Raw genomic sequence first — 15,678 nt, forward strand, 5'->3', positions numbered from 1 at the left:
GTCGCCGAAGCCGCCCTCCGGGGTCGGCTTCGGCACCTGTTCTTCCCGAGAGCAGGCGTCCATCGTTACCGGACGCCTGCTCTCGTGCTTTATCCGAGATGTAATGGGTTTTCTAGGTGCGAGGGGTCTGGTCTATGGGTCGATTGTTCGGGACGGATGGGGTTCGTGGTCTCGCGAATACCGAGCTGACCGCCGAGCTGGCGTTGCAGGTGGCCTCCGCCGCAGCGACGGTGCTGGCGTCGCCGGGTTCGGGCGGACGCAAGACGGCCGTGGTCGGCCGTGACCCGAGAGCCAGCGGCGAAATGCTCGAGGCGGCGGTCGTCGCGGGCCTGACGTCTGCCGGCGTCGACGTCCTGAACGTCGGGGTGCTGCCGACGCCTGCGGTGGCGTTCCTGACCGCGGAACTGGACGCGGCTCTCGGTGTCATGATCTCCGCCTCGCACAATCCGATGCCAGACAACGGCATCAAGATCTTCGCGGCAGGCGGACACAAACTCGACGACGAGGTGGAAGACCGGATCGAGTCCGTCGCCACCGGCACCGCGACACGGCGGGCGCCGACCGGGGCCGGGATCGGACGTGTCCGCACGGTGCCGGACGCCGCGGACCGGTACCTGCAGCACCTGACCACCGCACTCCCGAACAGCCTCGACGGACTGACCGTGGTGGTCGACTGCGCGCACGGCGCGGCCTCGGATGTCGCCCCCGCCGCCTACCGGGCCGCCGGCGCCACGGTCGTCGCGATCAACGCCGAACCCGACGGACTCAACATCAACGAGAACTGCGGATCGACGCACCTCGAGGGTCTGCAGAAGGCCGTCGTCCGGCACGGCGCCGACCTCGGGCTCGCGCACGACGGGGATGCGGATCGATGCCTCGCCGTCGACGCAGCCGGTTCCCTCATCGACGGCGACGCCATCATGACCGTGCTCGCCCTCGGCATGCGTGATGCGGGCGAACTGGTGGACGACACCCTCGTCGCGACCGTCATGAGCAATCTCGGTCTGCACATCGCCATGCGCGAGGCCGGAATCTCGCTGGTCACCACGGCGGTCGGTGATCGCTACGTCCTCGAGGGACTCCGATCCGGCGGGTTCAGCCTGGGCGGCGAACAGTCCGGTCACGTCGTGTTCCCCGCCTTCGGCACCACCGGTGACGGAGTGCTGACGGGACTGCGGCTGATGGGCCGGATGGCGGAAACCGGGCAGCCGATCGCGGAACTGGCGTCGGCGATGACGACGCTCCCGCAGGTCCTGATCAACGTGAAGGTCGCCGACAAGCGTGCCGTCGCCGCGTCCCCGGTCGTGCTCGACGCAGTGCTGGCCGCGGAGCGCAGCCTCGGTGAGAACGGGCGGGTGCTCCTGCGGCCGTCCGGCACCGAGCAACTCGTGCGGGTGATGGTCGAGGCTTCCGATCTCGAAGTGGCTCGTAAGCTCGCCGACGAACTGGCGGGTACCGTCGCCTCCGTGTGATGCGAGCGGACACAGCGCACCGATCGGCCGGGAACCGATCGGTGCGCTGTCGCGTCTAATGCAGTAGGTCGCGAAGAGAGGGTGGGGCAATGGGCGAGGGACTCGAGGTGGACGTCGCGGTGGTGACGGACGCGGGCACCAGGCTGCTGCGGTCGGCGGAGGTTCTGAGACAGCGGGCCGCCGAGACCGCCCGGCTGGAATTCGCCGGAGCGCAGGCGGGCCGCGACTACACCGCGAAGGGCGACGCGGTGCGGGACGCCCTCGGCGTCGTCGGGGGCGCGCTCGAGCAGTGGGCCGCGGACGCGGAATCGTTCGGTCACGCGTTCCGGGAGGCCGCGGCGCGCTACTCCGGAACGGACGCGAGCGTGGCCGCCGACGTGGACGGGGTGCAGTGGTGACCACGGATCCCAGAACGCTGATCGAAGACCCGAACCTGAGCCGCGAGTTCAAGGAGCAACTCCTCCAGGCGTGGGCCGCCTCCCGAGAGGAAGACGAGTCATCGTGGCAGCCGTACTTCGACGAGTACGGACTCGGCAAACGTGACCGGACGCCGTCCGCCGACCAGCGGTACGCGGCACTGCTCGAGCACGGCAGCGACGCCCAGACCGCCAACACATCCCGCATCGCGCTGGGAGAGCACCTGCGCCCGGATGCCCTCAACGATCCCGAGGACATGCTCGATCTCGGCGCTCACGGGCTCGAATTCTTCGAGTTGTTCCTCCCCGCCGCGAAAAAACTGGGATACGAATCCCTCGAACTCACCGACTACTACGCTCGGTTCGACGCCGAGCGGGGGATGCGCCTGCACGCGCTCGCCCGCGACATCGACACCCTCGGACGCAGCGTCGACACGGCCCGCACGGAACTCGACGACAACGAGAAATGCGTCACCGCGGTGCGAACCGGGTGGAGCGGAATCGCGGCCGCGGCAGCGATCGACGCCGCCGACCGCCGGAACGCTCAGGTCGCCGCCACCGTCGATCGGCTCGGCGACCTCGCCGAGGTGCTGTTCGAAGCGAACCTCACCCTGAGCGCCGCCGTGACGAACAAGGCGTACAAGGTGGTGTCGCTGCACCAGCCGACGGTCGGGGGATACAGCGCCGCGCAGATCGACGTCCTCGCGCAGATCTACGCCGAGGGCAAGGACGGCGAGAATTCCGTCGCGAAGGATTGCATGGAAGACGCGTCCTACTGGTTCCCCGAACTCGCCGACGACGACTACCGGCACGTGAACGGCCTGTACAAGGACGGGGGCGCCGGTGCGCTCCGCCGCCTCGACCGCGACGACGTGGTGCGGCGGGCCGCCGGAATCGCCAAGGACTGGCTCGACGCGAACTTCCGGCGCGTGTACGAGGAGAAGCAGCAGGAGTTCACCGCTGCCTGTGCGGACTGCGCCGATGCGGTGCACGCCGCCTACGACGCCGTCGTCGCCGAGGCGCGGTCGATCGAGGTGCAGCCCGGGTTCCGTCCCGAGGACACCCCCGAACCGGCGCCCGCGCCGAGTGCACCCGAGGTCCAGAACGCCGGCACCGTCCCGGCTGCGGCACCGGGACCTGCTCCCGCACCTGCTGCGCCGGCCGGACCGGCCGCGGCACCCGCGAACGACGGCCCCGCGTACGTCCCGCCTCGATCCGGTGGCGGCGACGCGACCACCGGTCCGGCGGCCGCCGCGCCCCCGATCGCTGCGGCTTCTCCGATCGGGGCTGCACAGCCGGCGCCCGTGGCCCCTCCGACGGCCACGGCGCCCATGACGACTGCCCCGGTCGCACCGGTCCCGCCCGCAATGCCCGGGCTTGCCGGGATTCCCGGGTCGCTCGTGCCGGCACCGGGCGCCGTCCAGAGCACGGGAAACGTCCCCGGCCTGGGCGATCTGGTGCGGCAGGGCCTTTCGGGCGGTCTGGTCGATCTCGGTTCCATCCTGCGCCCGTTGATCGAGGACACCCTCTCGGGCCTCACCGACAGGGCCGACGAGGACGGGAACCCCGACGACCTCCGTGAAGAACTCGACGATCCGCCTGCGGACGAAGGCGAGCCGGCTCACGGCAAGAGTCTCGAACTGGACCTCGACGGACAGTCGTGGACGGTCGCCGTCGCTGCGGACGGTCAGGGGATTCATCTCGAGATGAGCGACGGACAGGGCGGGACGGCCAGATTCGGAGTCGAGATCGGCCCGGACGGTCTGCCGCAGATCCTCGCCGAAACCGCTGCCGCCGACGGAGACCCCGACGGTGCCGACTGCGCACCCGCCGAGCCCGACCCGGAATCGCGGGTCGACGCTGGAGCAGACGCGCCGCCGACGACGGCTGAAGACGGGCCGCCGCTGGACGGAGATGCCGGGGACGACGTGCCGGACCAGGAGGACGCACCGGCACCCGTGCCTGCCGGGGACGCCTCAACCGTCCCGCCACCGCAGGTGGTGACGATGCAGGAGGAGCCCGCCCCCGCGGCGCCCGACGCACCGGCCCCGCCGCAGGAACCGCGGTCTGCACCCGAACTCGCGACCGGTCCGGTCGCCGGACTCGACAGCGGCGCCGAGCTGGCCGAGGCCGGTCCACTGTGAGCCACCGAGCCGCCCAGTTGCGGGCACAACGGGCACAGATGCGCGCCGACCTGGAACTGTTCCGGGAGCGGATCGACGAAGCCAGAGCCAGAGACGAGGCAGCCGCAGCGAACCGCGGCCGTGCCGAGCCCGCGGCCGCAGTGTCACCGGTGTTGCCGCCGCGACAGGGAACACTCGACGACGACGAGTTCTATCGTCCGCGCAGCTGGCTGGTGTGACCGGACCTCAGATGTGCGGGAGCACACCCTTGAAGCCCGCATCGGTGTGCTCCTCGTGCGGATCGACGAGGGTGGTGTGGGGAAGTTCGGCGTCCGCCTTCGCGAACACCTCATATTTCTTGTCCTCGGTGAGGTGATAGAGCAGGAAGCCGGTCAGCAGCGCGCGGGTGATCTGCTGGGTCTTGCGTTCCGAACCGCCGATGCCGAGTGCGCCCAGCAGGCGGCGACCTTCGGTGAGCCCGGACTCCGAGGCGCCGTTGACGGCGCGCAGGACATACTCCCCGCCCCACGCCTCGGCCAGCGCCTTGGCGTTGCTGTTCATGGTGTCGATGTCGGCCCCGGCCACGATGAGCCCCGGCGCTGTGATCTTGGACGCATACCTCTCGGCCTTCGGCGCGGTCGGCGCCGGGAACAACGCGGCCACCGCCGCCACGTCCCGCTGGGCGGCGGCGAGCACGGCCGCCCCTGCACCCATCCCGTGACCTGCGAAAGCGACGCGGTCGGGCCGCACGCTGATCTGCCCCGGACCGAGACGCACACCCACACAGATGTCGAGGGTGGCCCGCAGGTCGGTGGCGAGGCCGAGGTGGGAGGGTACGGGACCACGTTCGCTGTTGGGGGCGGCCACGACGATTCCCCATGACGCCAGATGCTCGAGTGTCTTCCGATAGTGGTCCACACCTGCCATCCAGCTGTGCGCGAACGCGACGGCGGGCAGGTTGAAGCCTGATTCGGGCGTGTACACGACGCCCGGCTGTCCGGCGAGGGCGAGGTCACCGCGCAGCACGCGGTGCGGTCCCCGCTTGGACAGTTCACGGGCCAGGGTCTTCGGTTTCGGCGCCACGGGGAGAACGTTATCCGATTCGCGGGCCGGCGAGAGAGCCGATGCGGCCCACACTCCGACTTCGCGGCGTCGCCCGGTCCAAGTACCCTGATGAACCATGTGCGGAATCGTGGGATACGTCGGCCACCGGCAGGCTCTGACTGTTGTGGTGGAGGCTTTGCGGCGAATGGAATACCGCGGATACGACTCTGCCGGCATCGCCGTGCTCGACGGGCAGGGCGGGATGGCGGTCGAGCGGAAGGCGGGGCGCCTCGCGAATCTGGAGGCCGAACTCGACGAGGTCGGGGCCGAGCACTTCACCGGGAGCACGGGGATCGGTCACACCCGGTGGGCCACGCACGGCAGGCCCACCGACCGCAACGCGCACCCGCACCGCGACGCGGGCAACACGGTCGCCGTCGTCCACAACGGCATCATCGAGAACTTCGCCCCGTTGCGGGCCGAACTCGAGCACGACGGAATCGACTTCGCCAGCGACACCGACACCGAGGTCGCGGTGCACCTCGTCGCGCGGGCGTACGCCTCCGGTGAGACGGCAGGCGACTTCGTCGCGAGCGCGCTGAGCGTGCTGCGCCGGCTGGAGGGTGCGTTCACCCTCGTCTTCACGCACTCCGACCACCCGGACACCATCGTCGCGGCGCGTCGCTCGACGCCCCTCGTCATCGGTGTCGGCGAGGGCGAGACGTTCCTCGGGTCCGATGTCGCGGCGTTCATCGAGCACACCCGCGACGCGGTCGAGCTGGGGCAGGACCAGGTCGTGGTGATCACCGCGGACGGGTACTCGATTCTGAACTTCGACGGGTCCGAGGCGCAGGGCCGCCCGTTCCGCATCGACTGGGACCTCGCCGCCGCCGAGAAGGGCGGCCACGACTACTTCATGCTCAAGGAGATCGAGGAGCAGCCGGCCGCGGTCGCGGACACCCTGCTCGGTCACTTCGCGGACGGGAAGATCGTTCTCGACGAGCAGCGACTGTCGGATCAGGAGCTGCGCGACGTCGACAAGGTCTTCGTCGTCGCCTGCGGCAGTGCCTACCACTCGGGGCTCCTCGCGAAGTACGCCATCGAGCACTGGACCCGGTTGCCCGTCGAGGTCGAGCTCGCCAGTGAGTTCCGCTACCGCGACCCGGTCCTGGACCGGTCGACGCTGGTGGTCGCCATCTCGCAGTCCGGTGAGACGGCCGACACCCTCGAGGCGGTGCGCCACGCCAAGGATCAGAAGGCGCGGGTGCTCGCGGTCTGCAACACGAACGGTGCCCAGATTCCCCGCGAGGCCGACGCCGTCCTCTACACCCGGGCCGGTCCGGAGATCGGTGTCGCGTCGACCAAGGCGTTCCTCGCGCAGGTCACGGCGAACTACCTGGTCGGCCTGGCTCTCGCGCAGGCCCGCGGCACCAAGTACCCGGACGAGGTGGCACGCGAGTACGCCGATCTCGAGGCCATGCCCGATCTGGTGAGCCGGGTGCTCGAGACGGTGGAACCGGTGCGGGCGCTGGCACGGGAACTGGCGTCGTCGTCGACGGTGCTGTTCCTGGGCCGCCACGTGGGCTACCCCGTGGCGCTCGAGGGTGCGCTCAAGCTCAAGGAGCTGGCGTACATGCATGCCGAGGGCTTCGCGGCCGGCGAACTCAAGCACGGGCCGATCGCGTTGATCGAGGACGGGTTGCCGGTGATCGTGGTGATGCCGTCGCCGAAGGGGCGCGCGGTGCTGCACTCCAAGCTGCTCAGCAACATCCGCGAGATCCAGGCCCGCGGTGCGCGGACCGTCGTGATCGCGGAGGAAGGCGACGAGGCCGTGCGGCCGTTCGCCGACCACCTGATCGAGATCCCGTCGGCGCCGACGCTGCTGCAGCCGCTGCTGTCGACGGTGCCGTTGCAGGTCTTCGCGGCGGAGGTCGCGCAGACACGGGGCTACGACGTCGACAAGCCGCGTAACCTCGCCAAGTCCGTCACTGTCGAATAGGCGCGACGTCGGGGGCGCGGCCGGGCCGCGCCCCTACGGAGTGACGACGACGGTGCCCGTCATGTCCGGATGCAGCGAACACGTGTACTCGTAGGTGCCCGATTCGGTGAACGTGTACGTGAACGTGCCGGTCTGCATCAGCCGGCTCCGCAGCACGCTCTTCGCGGCCCCGACACCCACCACGTCGTGGGTGACGCCCCGGTCGTCGAAATTCCAGGTGACGGTGTCTCCGGCCCGGACGGTGATCGTCGAGGGCGCATACGCCATGTTCGCGACCTGCACGACGGGTCCGGTCGTCGCCTCGGGTGCCTCCTCGGCGGGCGAACTGCACCCGGAGACGACGGCTGTCATCGAAATGCTCGCGGCGAGAGCCACTCCGGCGATCCACGACGTTCCACGTACACGCATGGCGTCGAGCGTAGTCTGACCCGGTACCGACCCTTCACTGCACAGCGGCCGGCCGTGGGGCCGGCTCGACGAGGAGTTCCCATGCGGGGCTACTACACCGCTGACGAGGTTCGAGCCGCGGAGGCGCCGTTGCTGGCGTCCCTTCCGGGCGGCGCACTGATGCGACGCGCCGCACACGGACTGGCCACGGTGGTGGCGGCGGAACTGCGGGCGCGGACCGGGGGTGTCGCCGGCCGCACGATCACGGTGCTGGTGGGGTCCGGCGACAACGGCGGGGACGCGCTGTGGGCGGGGTCGATGCTGCGCAGGCGCGGTGTCGCCACCACAGCGGTCCTGCTGAAACCGGAGAAGGCACACGCGGCCGGGCTGGCGGCGTTCACCGCGGCCGGCGGGCGGGTGGCCGCCCCGTCCGACGACTTGGGCCTGCCCGACCTGGTGATCGACGGGATCGTCGGAATCTCCGGCCGCGGACCGCTACGACCCGATGCTGCTGCGCTGGTCGACCGGATCGAGGCGCCGATCGTGTCGGCGGACCTGCCGAGTGGGGTGGACCCGGACACTGGCGCCGTCGACGGGCCCGCCGTGCGCGCCGCGGTCACCGTGGCGTTCGGTGCCCTCAAACCGGTTCACGCGCTGGGCGCGGCGCAGTGTGGCCGAGTCGAGCTGGTCGACATCGGACTGTCGCTCGGTGATGCCGAAATCACCGCTCTGGACGCCGCCGACGTGGGCGCGGCGTGGCCGGTGCCGGGAGCGGACGACGACAAGTACTCGCAGGGTGTGGTGGGGGTCGTCGCGGGCAGCGACGGTTACCCCGGAGCCGGGGTCCTGTGCACGGGCGCGGCGGTCACGGCTACGTCGGGGCTCGTCCGCTATGCCGGGGCGTCCACGGGCGAGGTGCTCGCGCATGCGCCGGAGGTGATCGCGACCACCGATCTCGCGAAGGCCGGACGCGTCCAGTCGTGGGTGGTCGGGCCGGGCATGGGCACCGACGACGCCGCCCGCCGGACGTTGCGGACGGTGCTCGACGCGGATGTGCCCGTACTGGTCGACGCGGACGGACTGACCCTGCTCGCCGAGGACCCGGACCTGGTGCGCTCGCGGACGGCTGCGACGCTGCTGACACCGCATGCCGGGGAGTTTGCCCGGCTGACGGGAAAGGGACCGGGCCCGGACCGGGTGGCGTCGGTGCGCGCGCTCGCCGCCGACTGGAACGCGCACGTGCTGCTCAAGGGGCGGGCCACGGTGATCGCCGAGCCCGGCGGCCGGGTGTTCGTCAACGAGGCGGGCGGTTCGTGGTCCGCCACGGCGGGGGCGGGCGACGTGCTCGCCGGGATCATCGGCGCACTCATGGCCGCCGGTCTCGCCCCGGACCGGGCCGCCGCGGTGGGTGCGCGCGCTCACTCGCTGGCCGCGAACCTGGCGGCCCGAGGCGGCGGCGCCGACCTCTCCGCGGGGCGCGGAACAGCACCGATCTCCGCGGGAACGCTGCTCGCGCACCTCAGGGAGTCGATCAGAGTTCTCCGTGCGGGGGTGTCACCCGACGAAATGCCGGCCACCGCGTGAATGGCAGGATCGAACATATGACGCTTGCTGAAGCAGTACCGGCCGACGACCACGGACACAGCGAACCCGCAGCGCCCGCGCAGGCGGCGCCGGCACCGCAGGCCGAGGCAGTGGTGGATCTGGACGCGATCGCGCACAACGTCCGGATCCTGCGCGACAGCGCTCGGGGCGCGGCGATGATGGCCGTCGTGAAGGCGGACGGCTACAACCACGGCGCGGTAGCCGTGGCCCGCGCGGCGCTGGCTGCGGGAGCGTCGGAACTGGGTGTGACGACCGTGTCGGAGGCCCTGACGCTGCGTCGTGCCGGGATCGACGCACCCGTCCTCGCGTGGCTGCACACCGTCGACGCCGATTTCGCCCCCGCGATCGCGGCCGGTGTCGAACTCGGCGTCTCCTCACCCCGCCACCTCGCCTCGGTTGTAGCTGCGGCGCGGACCGTCGGCACCACGGCGATCGTCACTCTGAAGGTCGACACCGGCTTGAACCGCAACGGGGTGGCACCCGACGAACTGGAGCAGACCCTCGTCGACCTGGCCCGCGCGCAGGCCGAGGGTTCGGTGCGGCTGCGCGGCGTCTTCTCGCATCTGGCCCATGCCGACGAGCCGCACCACGCCTGGATCGATTCCCAGCGGGATCGACTGGTCGCTGCGATCGCGGATGCCAAGCGTCACGGACTGGTCCCCGAAGTGGTGCACCTGTCCAATTCCGCGGCCACCCTGACCCGCCCCGACCTGCGGTTTGACATGGTTCGCCCGGGAATCGCGATATACGGGTTGTCGCCCGTTCCCGAACTCGGTCAGTTCGGGTTGCGCCCGGCGATGACACTGCGATCGAGGGTGGCTCTGGTGAAGAAGGTGGCGGCAGGTGAAGGCGTGTCCTACGGGCACCAGTGGGTGGCCCCGAGGGACACGACAGTGGCGTTGCTGCCGTTCGGGTACGCCGACGGGCTCCCGCGTTCGCTGAGCGGCCGATTCGAGGTCCAACTGGGTGCGGAGCGACGTCCGGGGATCGGACGTGTCTGCATGGACCAGGTGGTCGTCGATCTCGGACCGGACGGCGGGGGAGTCCGGGAGGGGGACACCGCGGTGTTCTTCGGCAACGGGGACCTCGGCGAGCCGATCGCACAGGAGTGGGCCGACAAACTCGACACCATCCACTACGAGGTCGTGACGGGGGTGCGCGGACGCACGGTGCGCAGCTACGTCGGTGGGACGGGCACCTAGGCATGGGTGTGTCGAAGCGGTTGGGACTCGTCGGCGGTGTGCTCAGCGCGCTGGCGCTCGGCTCGGTGGCCGGAGTCAACGCAGTGCGCAGCGCGACCCGGCCCGGCCGCGAGATCTACGGCGACGAGGACTTCACCCTGATGACGCGGGACCGGCGCAGCGTGGTGGTCGCCGAGGACGGCGTGGCGCTCGCCGTCCGCGAGGTGGGTCCGGAGAACGCCCCGGTGACGGCGGTGTTCGTGCACGGGTACTGCCTGGACATGACGTCGTGGCACTTCCAGCGCCGTCAGCTCGCCGAGCGGTGGGGCGACGACGTGCGGATGGTGTTCTACGACCAACGCGGGCACGGCGATTCGGGTGTGCCGTCCGCGGCGAGCTGCACCATCGCTCAGCTGGGCGCCGATCTCGCGACCGTCGTCGAGGCGAAGGCCCCCACCGGACCGATTGTGCTGGTGGGGCATTCGATGGGTGGGATGACGGTGCTCGCCTTCGCCGGGCAGCGGCCCGAGCTGGTTTCGGAGCGGGTGATCGGTGCGGGCCTGGTGGCCACGGCCGCGGCCGGGCTCAGCGAGACCGGATTGACGCGGAACCTGCAGAACCCGGTCATCGACGGCTTCCGGCTCGCGGTCCGGACCTCGCCCGAACTCGTCCAGCACGCGCGCGGCGCGGCCCGCGTCCTGATCACCCCCATCCTGCGGGCGGCGTCGTACGGCACGGACGTGAGTCCGCGGCTGCACAAGTTCTCCGACTCCATGCTGGACCGGACGTCGGTGGTCACCATCGTGAACTTCCTGCGCACGCTCGAACTGCACGACGAGTCCGCGTCACTCGCGGCGCTCGGACACACCCCGTCCGTCGTGGTGTGCGGCGACAGCGACATGACCATCCCGTTCGGCAGTTCCCGGAAACTGGCGGCGGACCTACCGGAGTCCGAACTGGTGCGGGTGCGCGGCGCCGGTCACCTGGTGCAGCTCGAGTTCCCGTCCGTGGTGTCGGACGCGGTCGACCGGTTGTTGCATCGTGGCCTGGCCACATTCCAATCGGGTGAGCAGTCCGATGTCGGCTGAGGAAGGAGTACTGCCCGTGAGCGGGACCGTGGTGCTGGCGACGGCGGAAGACACGGAGGAGTTCGGGCGGAACCTTGCCCGGGGACTCGTCGCCGGTGATCTCGTGGTGCTCGACGGCCCAATCGGTGCGGGGAAGACCGCACTGACGAAGGGAATCGGGGCCGGGCTCGGTGTCCAGGGGCGAGTGACTTCGCCCACATTCGTGATCGCGCGGGAGCACCGGGCGGGCACCCGGCCGGGTGGGGGTGCGCCGGTCGGAATGGTGCACGTGGACGCGTACCGACTGGGCGGCAGCGGCCCGCACGCGCTGGACGAACTCGACGCGCTCGATCTCGACACCGACCTGGCCGCAGCCGTTGTCGTCGTCGAATGGGGCGAGGGCATCGTCGAGCAGCTGGCCGATCGTCACCTGCGGGTACGCCTGCGCCGCGAACCGGAGTCGGATGTCCGCACGGCCCACTGGGAGTGGATTTCCTGACGGGTCGGGTGTCGGGAGCGTATCTGACGTGCGAGTACTCTCAGTTACCGTGCTTGTTCTCGCCATCGACACGTCCACGCCTGCCGTGACCGCCGGAGTCGTCCGGGTTTCGGCCGGCTCCGCATCGGTAGAGGCGGTCCACACGCTCGCGGTGCGGGTGACGGTCAACCCGCGCGCGCACGCGGAAGTGCTCACCCCGCACATCCTGGAGTGCCTCGCCGAGGCGCGGCACGTCCCCGCGGACCTCGATGCGGTGGTCGTCGGGGCCGGGCCGGGTCCGTTCACGGGACTGCGCGTGGGGATGGCCACCGCCGCCGCGTTCGCCGACGCCCTCGGCATCCCGGTTCACGGGGTGTGCAGCCTCGACGCCATCGCGGCGCAGGTGGACGGTGACCGGAATCTGCTCGTCGTCACGGACGCACGCCGGCGCGAGGTGTACTGGGCACGCTATTCGGCGGGAGTTCGGGTGGAGGGTCCCGCGGTGGTGAAGCCGCGCGAGCTCGAGCCCATGCCGTCCGAGGTGGTGGCGGGATCGCCGTCGCACGTCGACTTCTTCGATCTGCCGGTCGAACCGGTGGAAACCCCCTCGCCCGCAGGGCTGGTCGCGGTGGCCGCGGATGCGCTGTTCGGTAGTGCGGCCCCGGCGGCGCTCGTCCCGCTCTACCTGCGACGCCCGGACGCGGTGGAACTGGCGGACCGGAAGAAATGACTTTCCGCATCGAACCGATGGCGGTCGCCGACGCCGAACGGTGCGCGGAGCTCGAGACCCTCCTCTTCGCCGGTGACGGACCCTGGAGCGCACACGCGTTCAGGGCGGAACTCGCCGCTCCGCACGTGCACTACGCCGTGGCGCGGGACGACACCGGCCACGTCGTCGGGTACGCCGGAATCGCCCTGCTGGGCAACGGTTCGCACCCCGAATCCGAGATACACACGATCGGAACCGACCCGGCGTGCCAGCGGCGGGGGATCGGCGGGGCCCTCCTCGACGAGCTGCTGCGCGTGGCCGACACACGGGGCGGCCCCGTGTTTCTCGAGGTGCGCACCGACAACGACGCGGCGATCGCCCTGTACCGACGTGAAGGATTCGAGATCGTGGGAACCCGTAAGAAGTACTACCAACCGAGCGGTGCGGACGCGTTCACGATGCGTCGCCCCGGAACGGGTGAGGAGCCGGTGCAATGATCGTCATGGGGATCGAAAGCTCTTGTGACGAGACCGGAGTCGGCATCGTCCGGTGGAACGGCGACGGGACCTGCGAGCTGCTCGCGGACGAGGTCGCATCCAGCGTCGACCAGCACGCACGCTACGGCGGGGTGGTGCCGGAGGTAGCGTCCCGCGCACACCTCGAGGCGATCGTGCCGACGATGCGGCGGGCCCTCTCTGCCGCCGGGATCGTCAAACCGGACGCACTCGCCGTCACCATCGGCCCCGGTCTGGCCGGAGCCCTGCTCGTCGGCGTCGCGGCCGCGAAAGCCTATGCGGCGGCGTGGGACGTCCCGTTCTACGCGGTGAACCACCTCGGCGGGCACGTGTCGGTGGACACCCTCGAGCACGGACCGATGCCGCCCTGCGTGGCGCTGCTCGTGTCCGGTGGGCACACCCACCTCCTGCACGTCGAGGACCTCGCGAAGCCCATCGTCGAACTGGGCACGACCGTGGACGACGCCGCAGGCGAAGCGTTCGACAAGGTGGCCCGCCTCCTCGGACTCGGATTCCCCGGTGGCCCCGCCCTCGACGCCGCGGCGCAGGACGGCGACCGGAACGCGATTGCCTTCCCGCGCGGCATGACCGGACCGCGGGACGCACGGCACGACTTCTCGTTCTCCGGACTGAAGACGGCCGTCGCGCGGTACGTGGAATCGAAGGAACGGGCCGACGAGTCGTACTCGGTGCCCGACATCGCCGCGAGCTTCCAGGAGGCCGTGGCCGACGTGCTGACGATGAAAGCGGTACGCGCGGCTCGTGACGCCGGCGTGGACACTCTGGTGCTCGGTGGCGGCGCGACGGCCAACTCGCGTATCCGCGCGCTCGCCGAGGAACGCTGCGCCGAAGCCGGTCTGACCCTGCGAGTCCCGAAACCTCGCCTGTGCACCGACAACGGAGTGATGATCGCCTCGCTCGGCGCGCATCTGATCGCCGGCGGCGCCGCGCCCTCCCTGCTCACCGTGGCCAGCGACCCCGGGCTGTCGGTGGCGACCAGTCAGGTGTTCAGCTGACCGGAATGGTGACGGTCTGCGTGGCCGGGGGAGTCAGCGCCTCACCGGGTTGAGAGCCGCTCGGCTGCGCCCCGGCGGGAGCGCTCGGAGCGACCGTGCCCGGCGCCGGGACCATCGGGAAGAGCCCTTCGGGTGCGGCGGGCACCGATTCCGCGGGCGCAGTCGGTGCCGCGGGCGCCGCAGGCGCGGTGGATTCGGCGGGTGCACCGGGTGCACCGGTGGGCGGAGGTGCCACTTCGGGACCACCGGGTGCGGGCGCGACGGGGCGCGGTTCGTTCGGCGTCGATTCGCCGGGAACCTGCGGCCACAGCGGCGGAATCGCGGGCCACTCGATGTGCGGCCACGAGGGCTGCGGCGGCTCCGTTCCGGGCAGCGTCGGACGCGCAGGAGTCGTGGGGGTCGGCAGGGGGGTGGTGGTGCGCGGGGGCGTCGTCTCGGTCGTCGAATCGGGCGCCTGCGCAGGAATCTGGTCGGTGCGCGGTTCGGACGTGGGCGGGGCAACCTGATTCGGGTAGTACTCCGAGGTCGGCGTCGGATCGTACGACGGAATCCGCGTGGCGGGAGGCTCGTCGGTCGTCGTGGTCGCGACCTGCTCGGCGGTCTGGAAACTGTCGGTCCCCGCAGGGGAGACGTTGGGATCGGGTGCGGGCGCGAGTTCCTTCACGCCGTAACCGAGAACGAGGCCGCCGACCACCAGCGCGCCGACGAGAGCCCCCGACACCTTCGCGGCCGAACCGGGGCGGTTCGACTCGGTGGCCGGGTAGTCGCGGATGGCCGAGGACACGGCGAGCAGCGCCGCACCCTTCGCGGTCGCCGTGTCGGGTTCGGGCACCGCGATGACCCGGGCGGTGACGGCGTCGGTGACGGCGGCGGCGATCGCGGGAATGTTCGCGCCGCCGCCGACCAAGGCCAGGGCCTCGGGCCGGCGCGGAGAGTCGGCGATCGTGGCACGGATGAACTCCACCGCGACGCGGACGGTCGGTGCGACGATCTCGTCGAACCCGGTGCGGCTGATCTCGATCGGGCGGACGCCCTGCAGATCGATGTCGACGTGCGACTTCGGCTCCGAGGACAACTGCTCCTTGGCGACGCGGCACCGCGCCGAGAGCAGATCCCGGTCCAGGTGCCGCAGGGGATGCGGAGTGGTGAGGCTGCCGACGACGTGGTGGAAGATCAGGTCGTCGATACCGGTGCCGCTCACGTGGCTCGTGCGGTCGGCGTGCAGGACGGTGCCGTCCACCTGATCGACGACGGCGACGGACAACCCGGACTCACCGAAGTCGACGATCGCGACGGTGGCATGCTGTGCGACCTCGCCGGTGTGCCGCAGGTAGGTGAGGGTGGCCGCGGTCTCGGGCACGAGGTGCACACGATGGCGCTGCCTGCTGACGGCGCTGCGGATCGAGTGGGCCTGCTCCTGCGTCCGGTACGCGACGGCGAACGCGTCGGGGGTGGTGGGATCGGCGGGAACCTGGGTGGTCATCAGCGAGATCGACGAGCGGACCAGATCACCGAGGTCGGTGTGGGCCTGATCGGCGGACAGGTAACGGAACTCGACGTTCTGCGCGCCGTTGGAGGCGGTGGTGACGAGCGCGGAACTCACACCTGCCGCGCCGGTCGACATCCCCAGGGACATACCCATCACACACCCCCTCACGTTTTCGAC

Annotated in this window: 15 protein-coding genes; 12 read left to right on the forward strand and 3 right to left on the reverse strand. The window is 70.7% G+C overall.

Annotated features, from left to right (window positions below):
* Positions 1-134 precede the first annotated feature (134 nt).
* The 4 genes from glmM to AC1DWT_RS24615 all read left to right on the forward strand — a co-directional run bounded on the left by glmM (position 135) and on the right by AC1DWT_RS24615 (position 4,250).
* A complete protein-coding gene (gene glmM, locus AC1DWT_RS24600; RefSeq protein WP_072945738.1) occupies positions 135-1,472 on the forward strand; it encodes a phosphoglucosamine mutase in 1,338 nt (445 codons plus the stop codon).
* 89 nt (positions 1,473-1,561) lie between these two features.
* A complete protein-coding gene (locus AC1DWT_RS24605) occupies positions 1,562-1,870 on the forward strand; it encodes a type VII secretion target (RefSeq protein ID WP_072945740.1) in 309 nt (102 codons plus the stop codon).
* Positions 1,867-4,032 (forward strand): hypothetical protein, encoded by a 2,166-nt coding sequence (locus AC1DWT_RS24610; protein ID WP_241031543.1) that lies wholly within the window; start codon positions 1,867-1,869, stop codon positions 4,030-4,032. The genes AC1DWT_RS24605 and AC1DWT_RS24610 overlap by 4 nt, the downstream gene beginning before the upstream one ends.
* A gap of 38 nt (positions 4,033-4,070) precedes the next feature.
* Positions 4,071-4,250 (forward strand): hypothetical protein, encoded by a 180-nt coding sequence (locus AC1DWT_RS24615; RefSeq protein ID WP_095860912.1) that lies wholly within the window; start codon positions 4,071-4,073, stop codon positions 4,248-4,250.
* Positions 4,251-4,257: 7 nt separating this feature from the next.
* Here AC1DWT_RS24615 and AC1DWT_RS24620 read toward each other — a convergent pair whose 3' ends face one another.
* Positions 4,258-5,094: a dienelactone hydrolase family protein gene (locus tag AC1DWT_RS24620; RefSeq protein ID WP_072945747.1), complete on the reverse strand. Its 837-nt coding sequence runs from the start codon at positions 5,092-5,094 to the stop codon at positions 4,258-4,260.
* A gap of 97 nt (positions 5,095-5,191) precedes the next feature.
* On the opposite strand from AC1DWT_RS24620, the gene glmS reads away from it, so the two are divergent.
* A complete protein-coding gene (gene glmS / locus AC1DWT_RS24625) occupies positions 5,192-7,054 on the forward strand; it encodes a glutamine--fructose-6-phosphate transaminase (isomerizing) (RefSeq protein WP_072945749.1) in 1,863 nt (620 codons plus the stop codon).
* Positions 7,055-7,087: 33 nt separating this feature from the next.
* Here the strand turns inward: glmS and AC1DWT_RS24630 are convergent, their stop codons facing one another.
* Positions 7,088-7,462, reverse strand: coding sequence for a cupredoxin domain-containing protein (locus AC1DWT_RS24630; RefSeq protein WP_206015193.1), 375 nt, complete (start codon positions 7,460-7,462; stop codon positions 7,088-7,090).
* Positions 7,463-7,543: 81 nt separating this feature from the next.
* Here AC1DWT_RS24630 and AC1DWT_RS24635 point away from each other — a divergent pair, with 81 nt between their 5' ends.
* Genes AC1DWT_RS24635 through tsaD form a run of 7 tightly spaced genes read left to right on the forward strand, consistent with a single transcriptional unit; the run spans position 7,544 to position 14,012 of the window.
* Positions 7,544-9,025, forward strand: coding sequence for an NAD(P)H-hydrate dehydratase (locus tag AC1DWT_RS24635; RefSeq protein ID WP_072945754.1), 1,482 nt, complete (start codon positions 7,544-7,546; stop codon positions 9,023-9,025).
* 17 nt (positions 9,026-9,042) lie between these two features.
* Positions 9,043-10,248 (forward strand): alanine racemase, encoded by a 1,206-nt coding sequence (gene alr, locus AC1DWT_RS24640; RefSeq protein WP_072945756.1) that lies wholly within the window; start codon positions 9,043-9,045, stop codon positions 10,246-10,248.
* A 2-nt stretch (positions 10,249-10,250) separates the two neighbouring features.
* Entirely contained in the window at positions 10,251-11,315 is a 1,065-nt protein-coding gene (locus AC1DWT_RS24645) for an alpha/beta fold hydrolase (protein ID WP_072945758.1), read from the forward strand.
* Positions 11,305-11,793, forward strand: a complete 489-nt coding sequence (gene tsaE / locus AC1DWT_RS24650; RefSeq protein ID WP_206015194.1) for a tRNA (adenosine(37)-N6)-threonylcarbamoyltransferase complex ATPase subunit type 1 TsaE — start codon at positions 11,305-11,307, stop codon at positions 11,791-11,793. Before AC1DWT_RS24645 ends, tsaE begins: the two co-directional genes overlap by 11 nt.
* A gap of 49 nt (positions 11,794-11,842) precedes the next feature.
* Positions 11,843-12,502 (forward strand): tRNA (adenosine(37)-N6)-threonylcarbamoyltransferase complex dimerization subunit type 1 TsaB, encoded by a 660-nt coding sequence (tsaB, locus tag AC1DWT_RS24655; protein ID WP_072945761.1) that lies wholly within the window; start codon positions 11,843-11,845, stop codon positions 12,500-12,502.
* A complete protein-coding gene (rimI, locus tag AC1DWT_RS24660) occupies positions 12,499-12,978 on the forward strand; it encodes a ribosomal protein S18-alanine N-acetyltransferase (RefSeq protein WP_072945762.1) in 480 nt (159 codons plus the stop codon). The genes tsaB and rimI overlap by 4 nt, the downstream gene beginning before the upstream one ends.
* A complete protein-coding gene (gene tsaD, locus AC1DWT_RS24665; RefSeq protein ID WP_072945764.1) occupies positions 12,975-14,012 on the forward strand; it encodes a tRNA (adenosine(37)-N6)-threonylcarbamoyltransferase complex transferase subunit TsaD in 1,038 nt (345 codons plus the stop codon). Before rimI ends, tsaD begins: the two co-directional genes overlap by 4 nt.
* Here tsaD and AC1DWT_RS24670 read toward each other — a convergent pair.
* Positions 14,005-15,654: a DUF7159 family protein gene (locus AC1DWT_RS24670; RefSeq protein WP_095860907.1), complete on the reverse strand. Its 1,650-nt coding sequence runs from the start codon at positions 15,652-15,654 to the stop codon at positions 14,005-14,007. The two genes, tsaD and AC1DWT_RS24670, sit on opposite strands and share 8 nt — an antisense overlap.
* Positions 15,655-15,678: the final 24 nt, after the last annotated feature.

This window comes from Rhodococcus sp. P4_B6 (genome assembly GCF_056402215.1).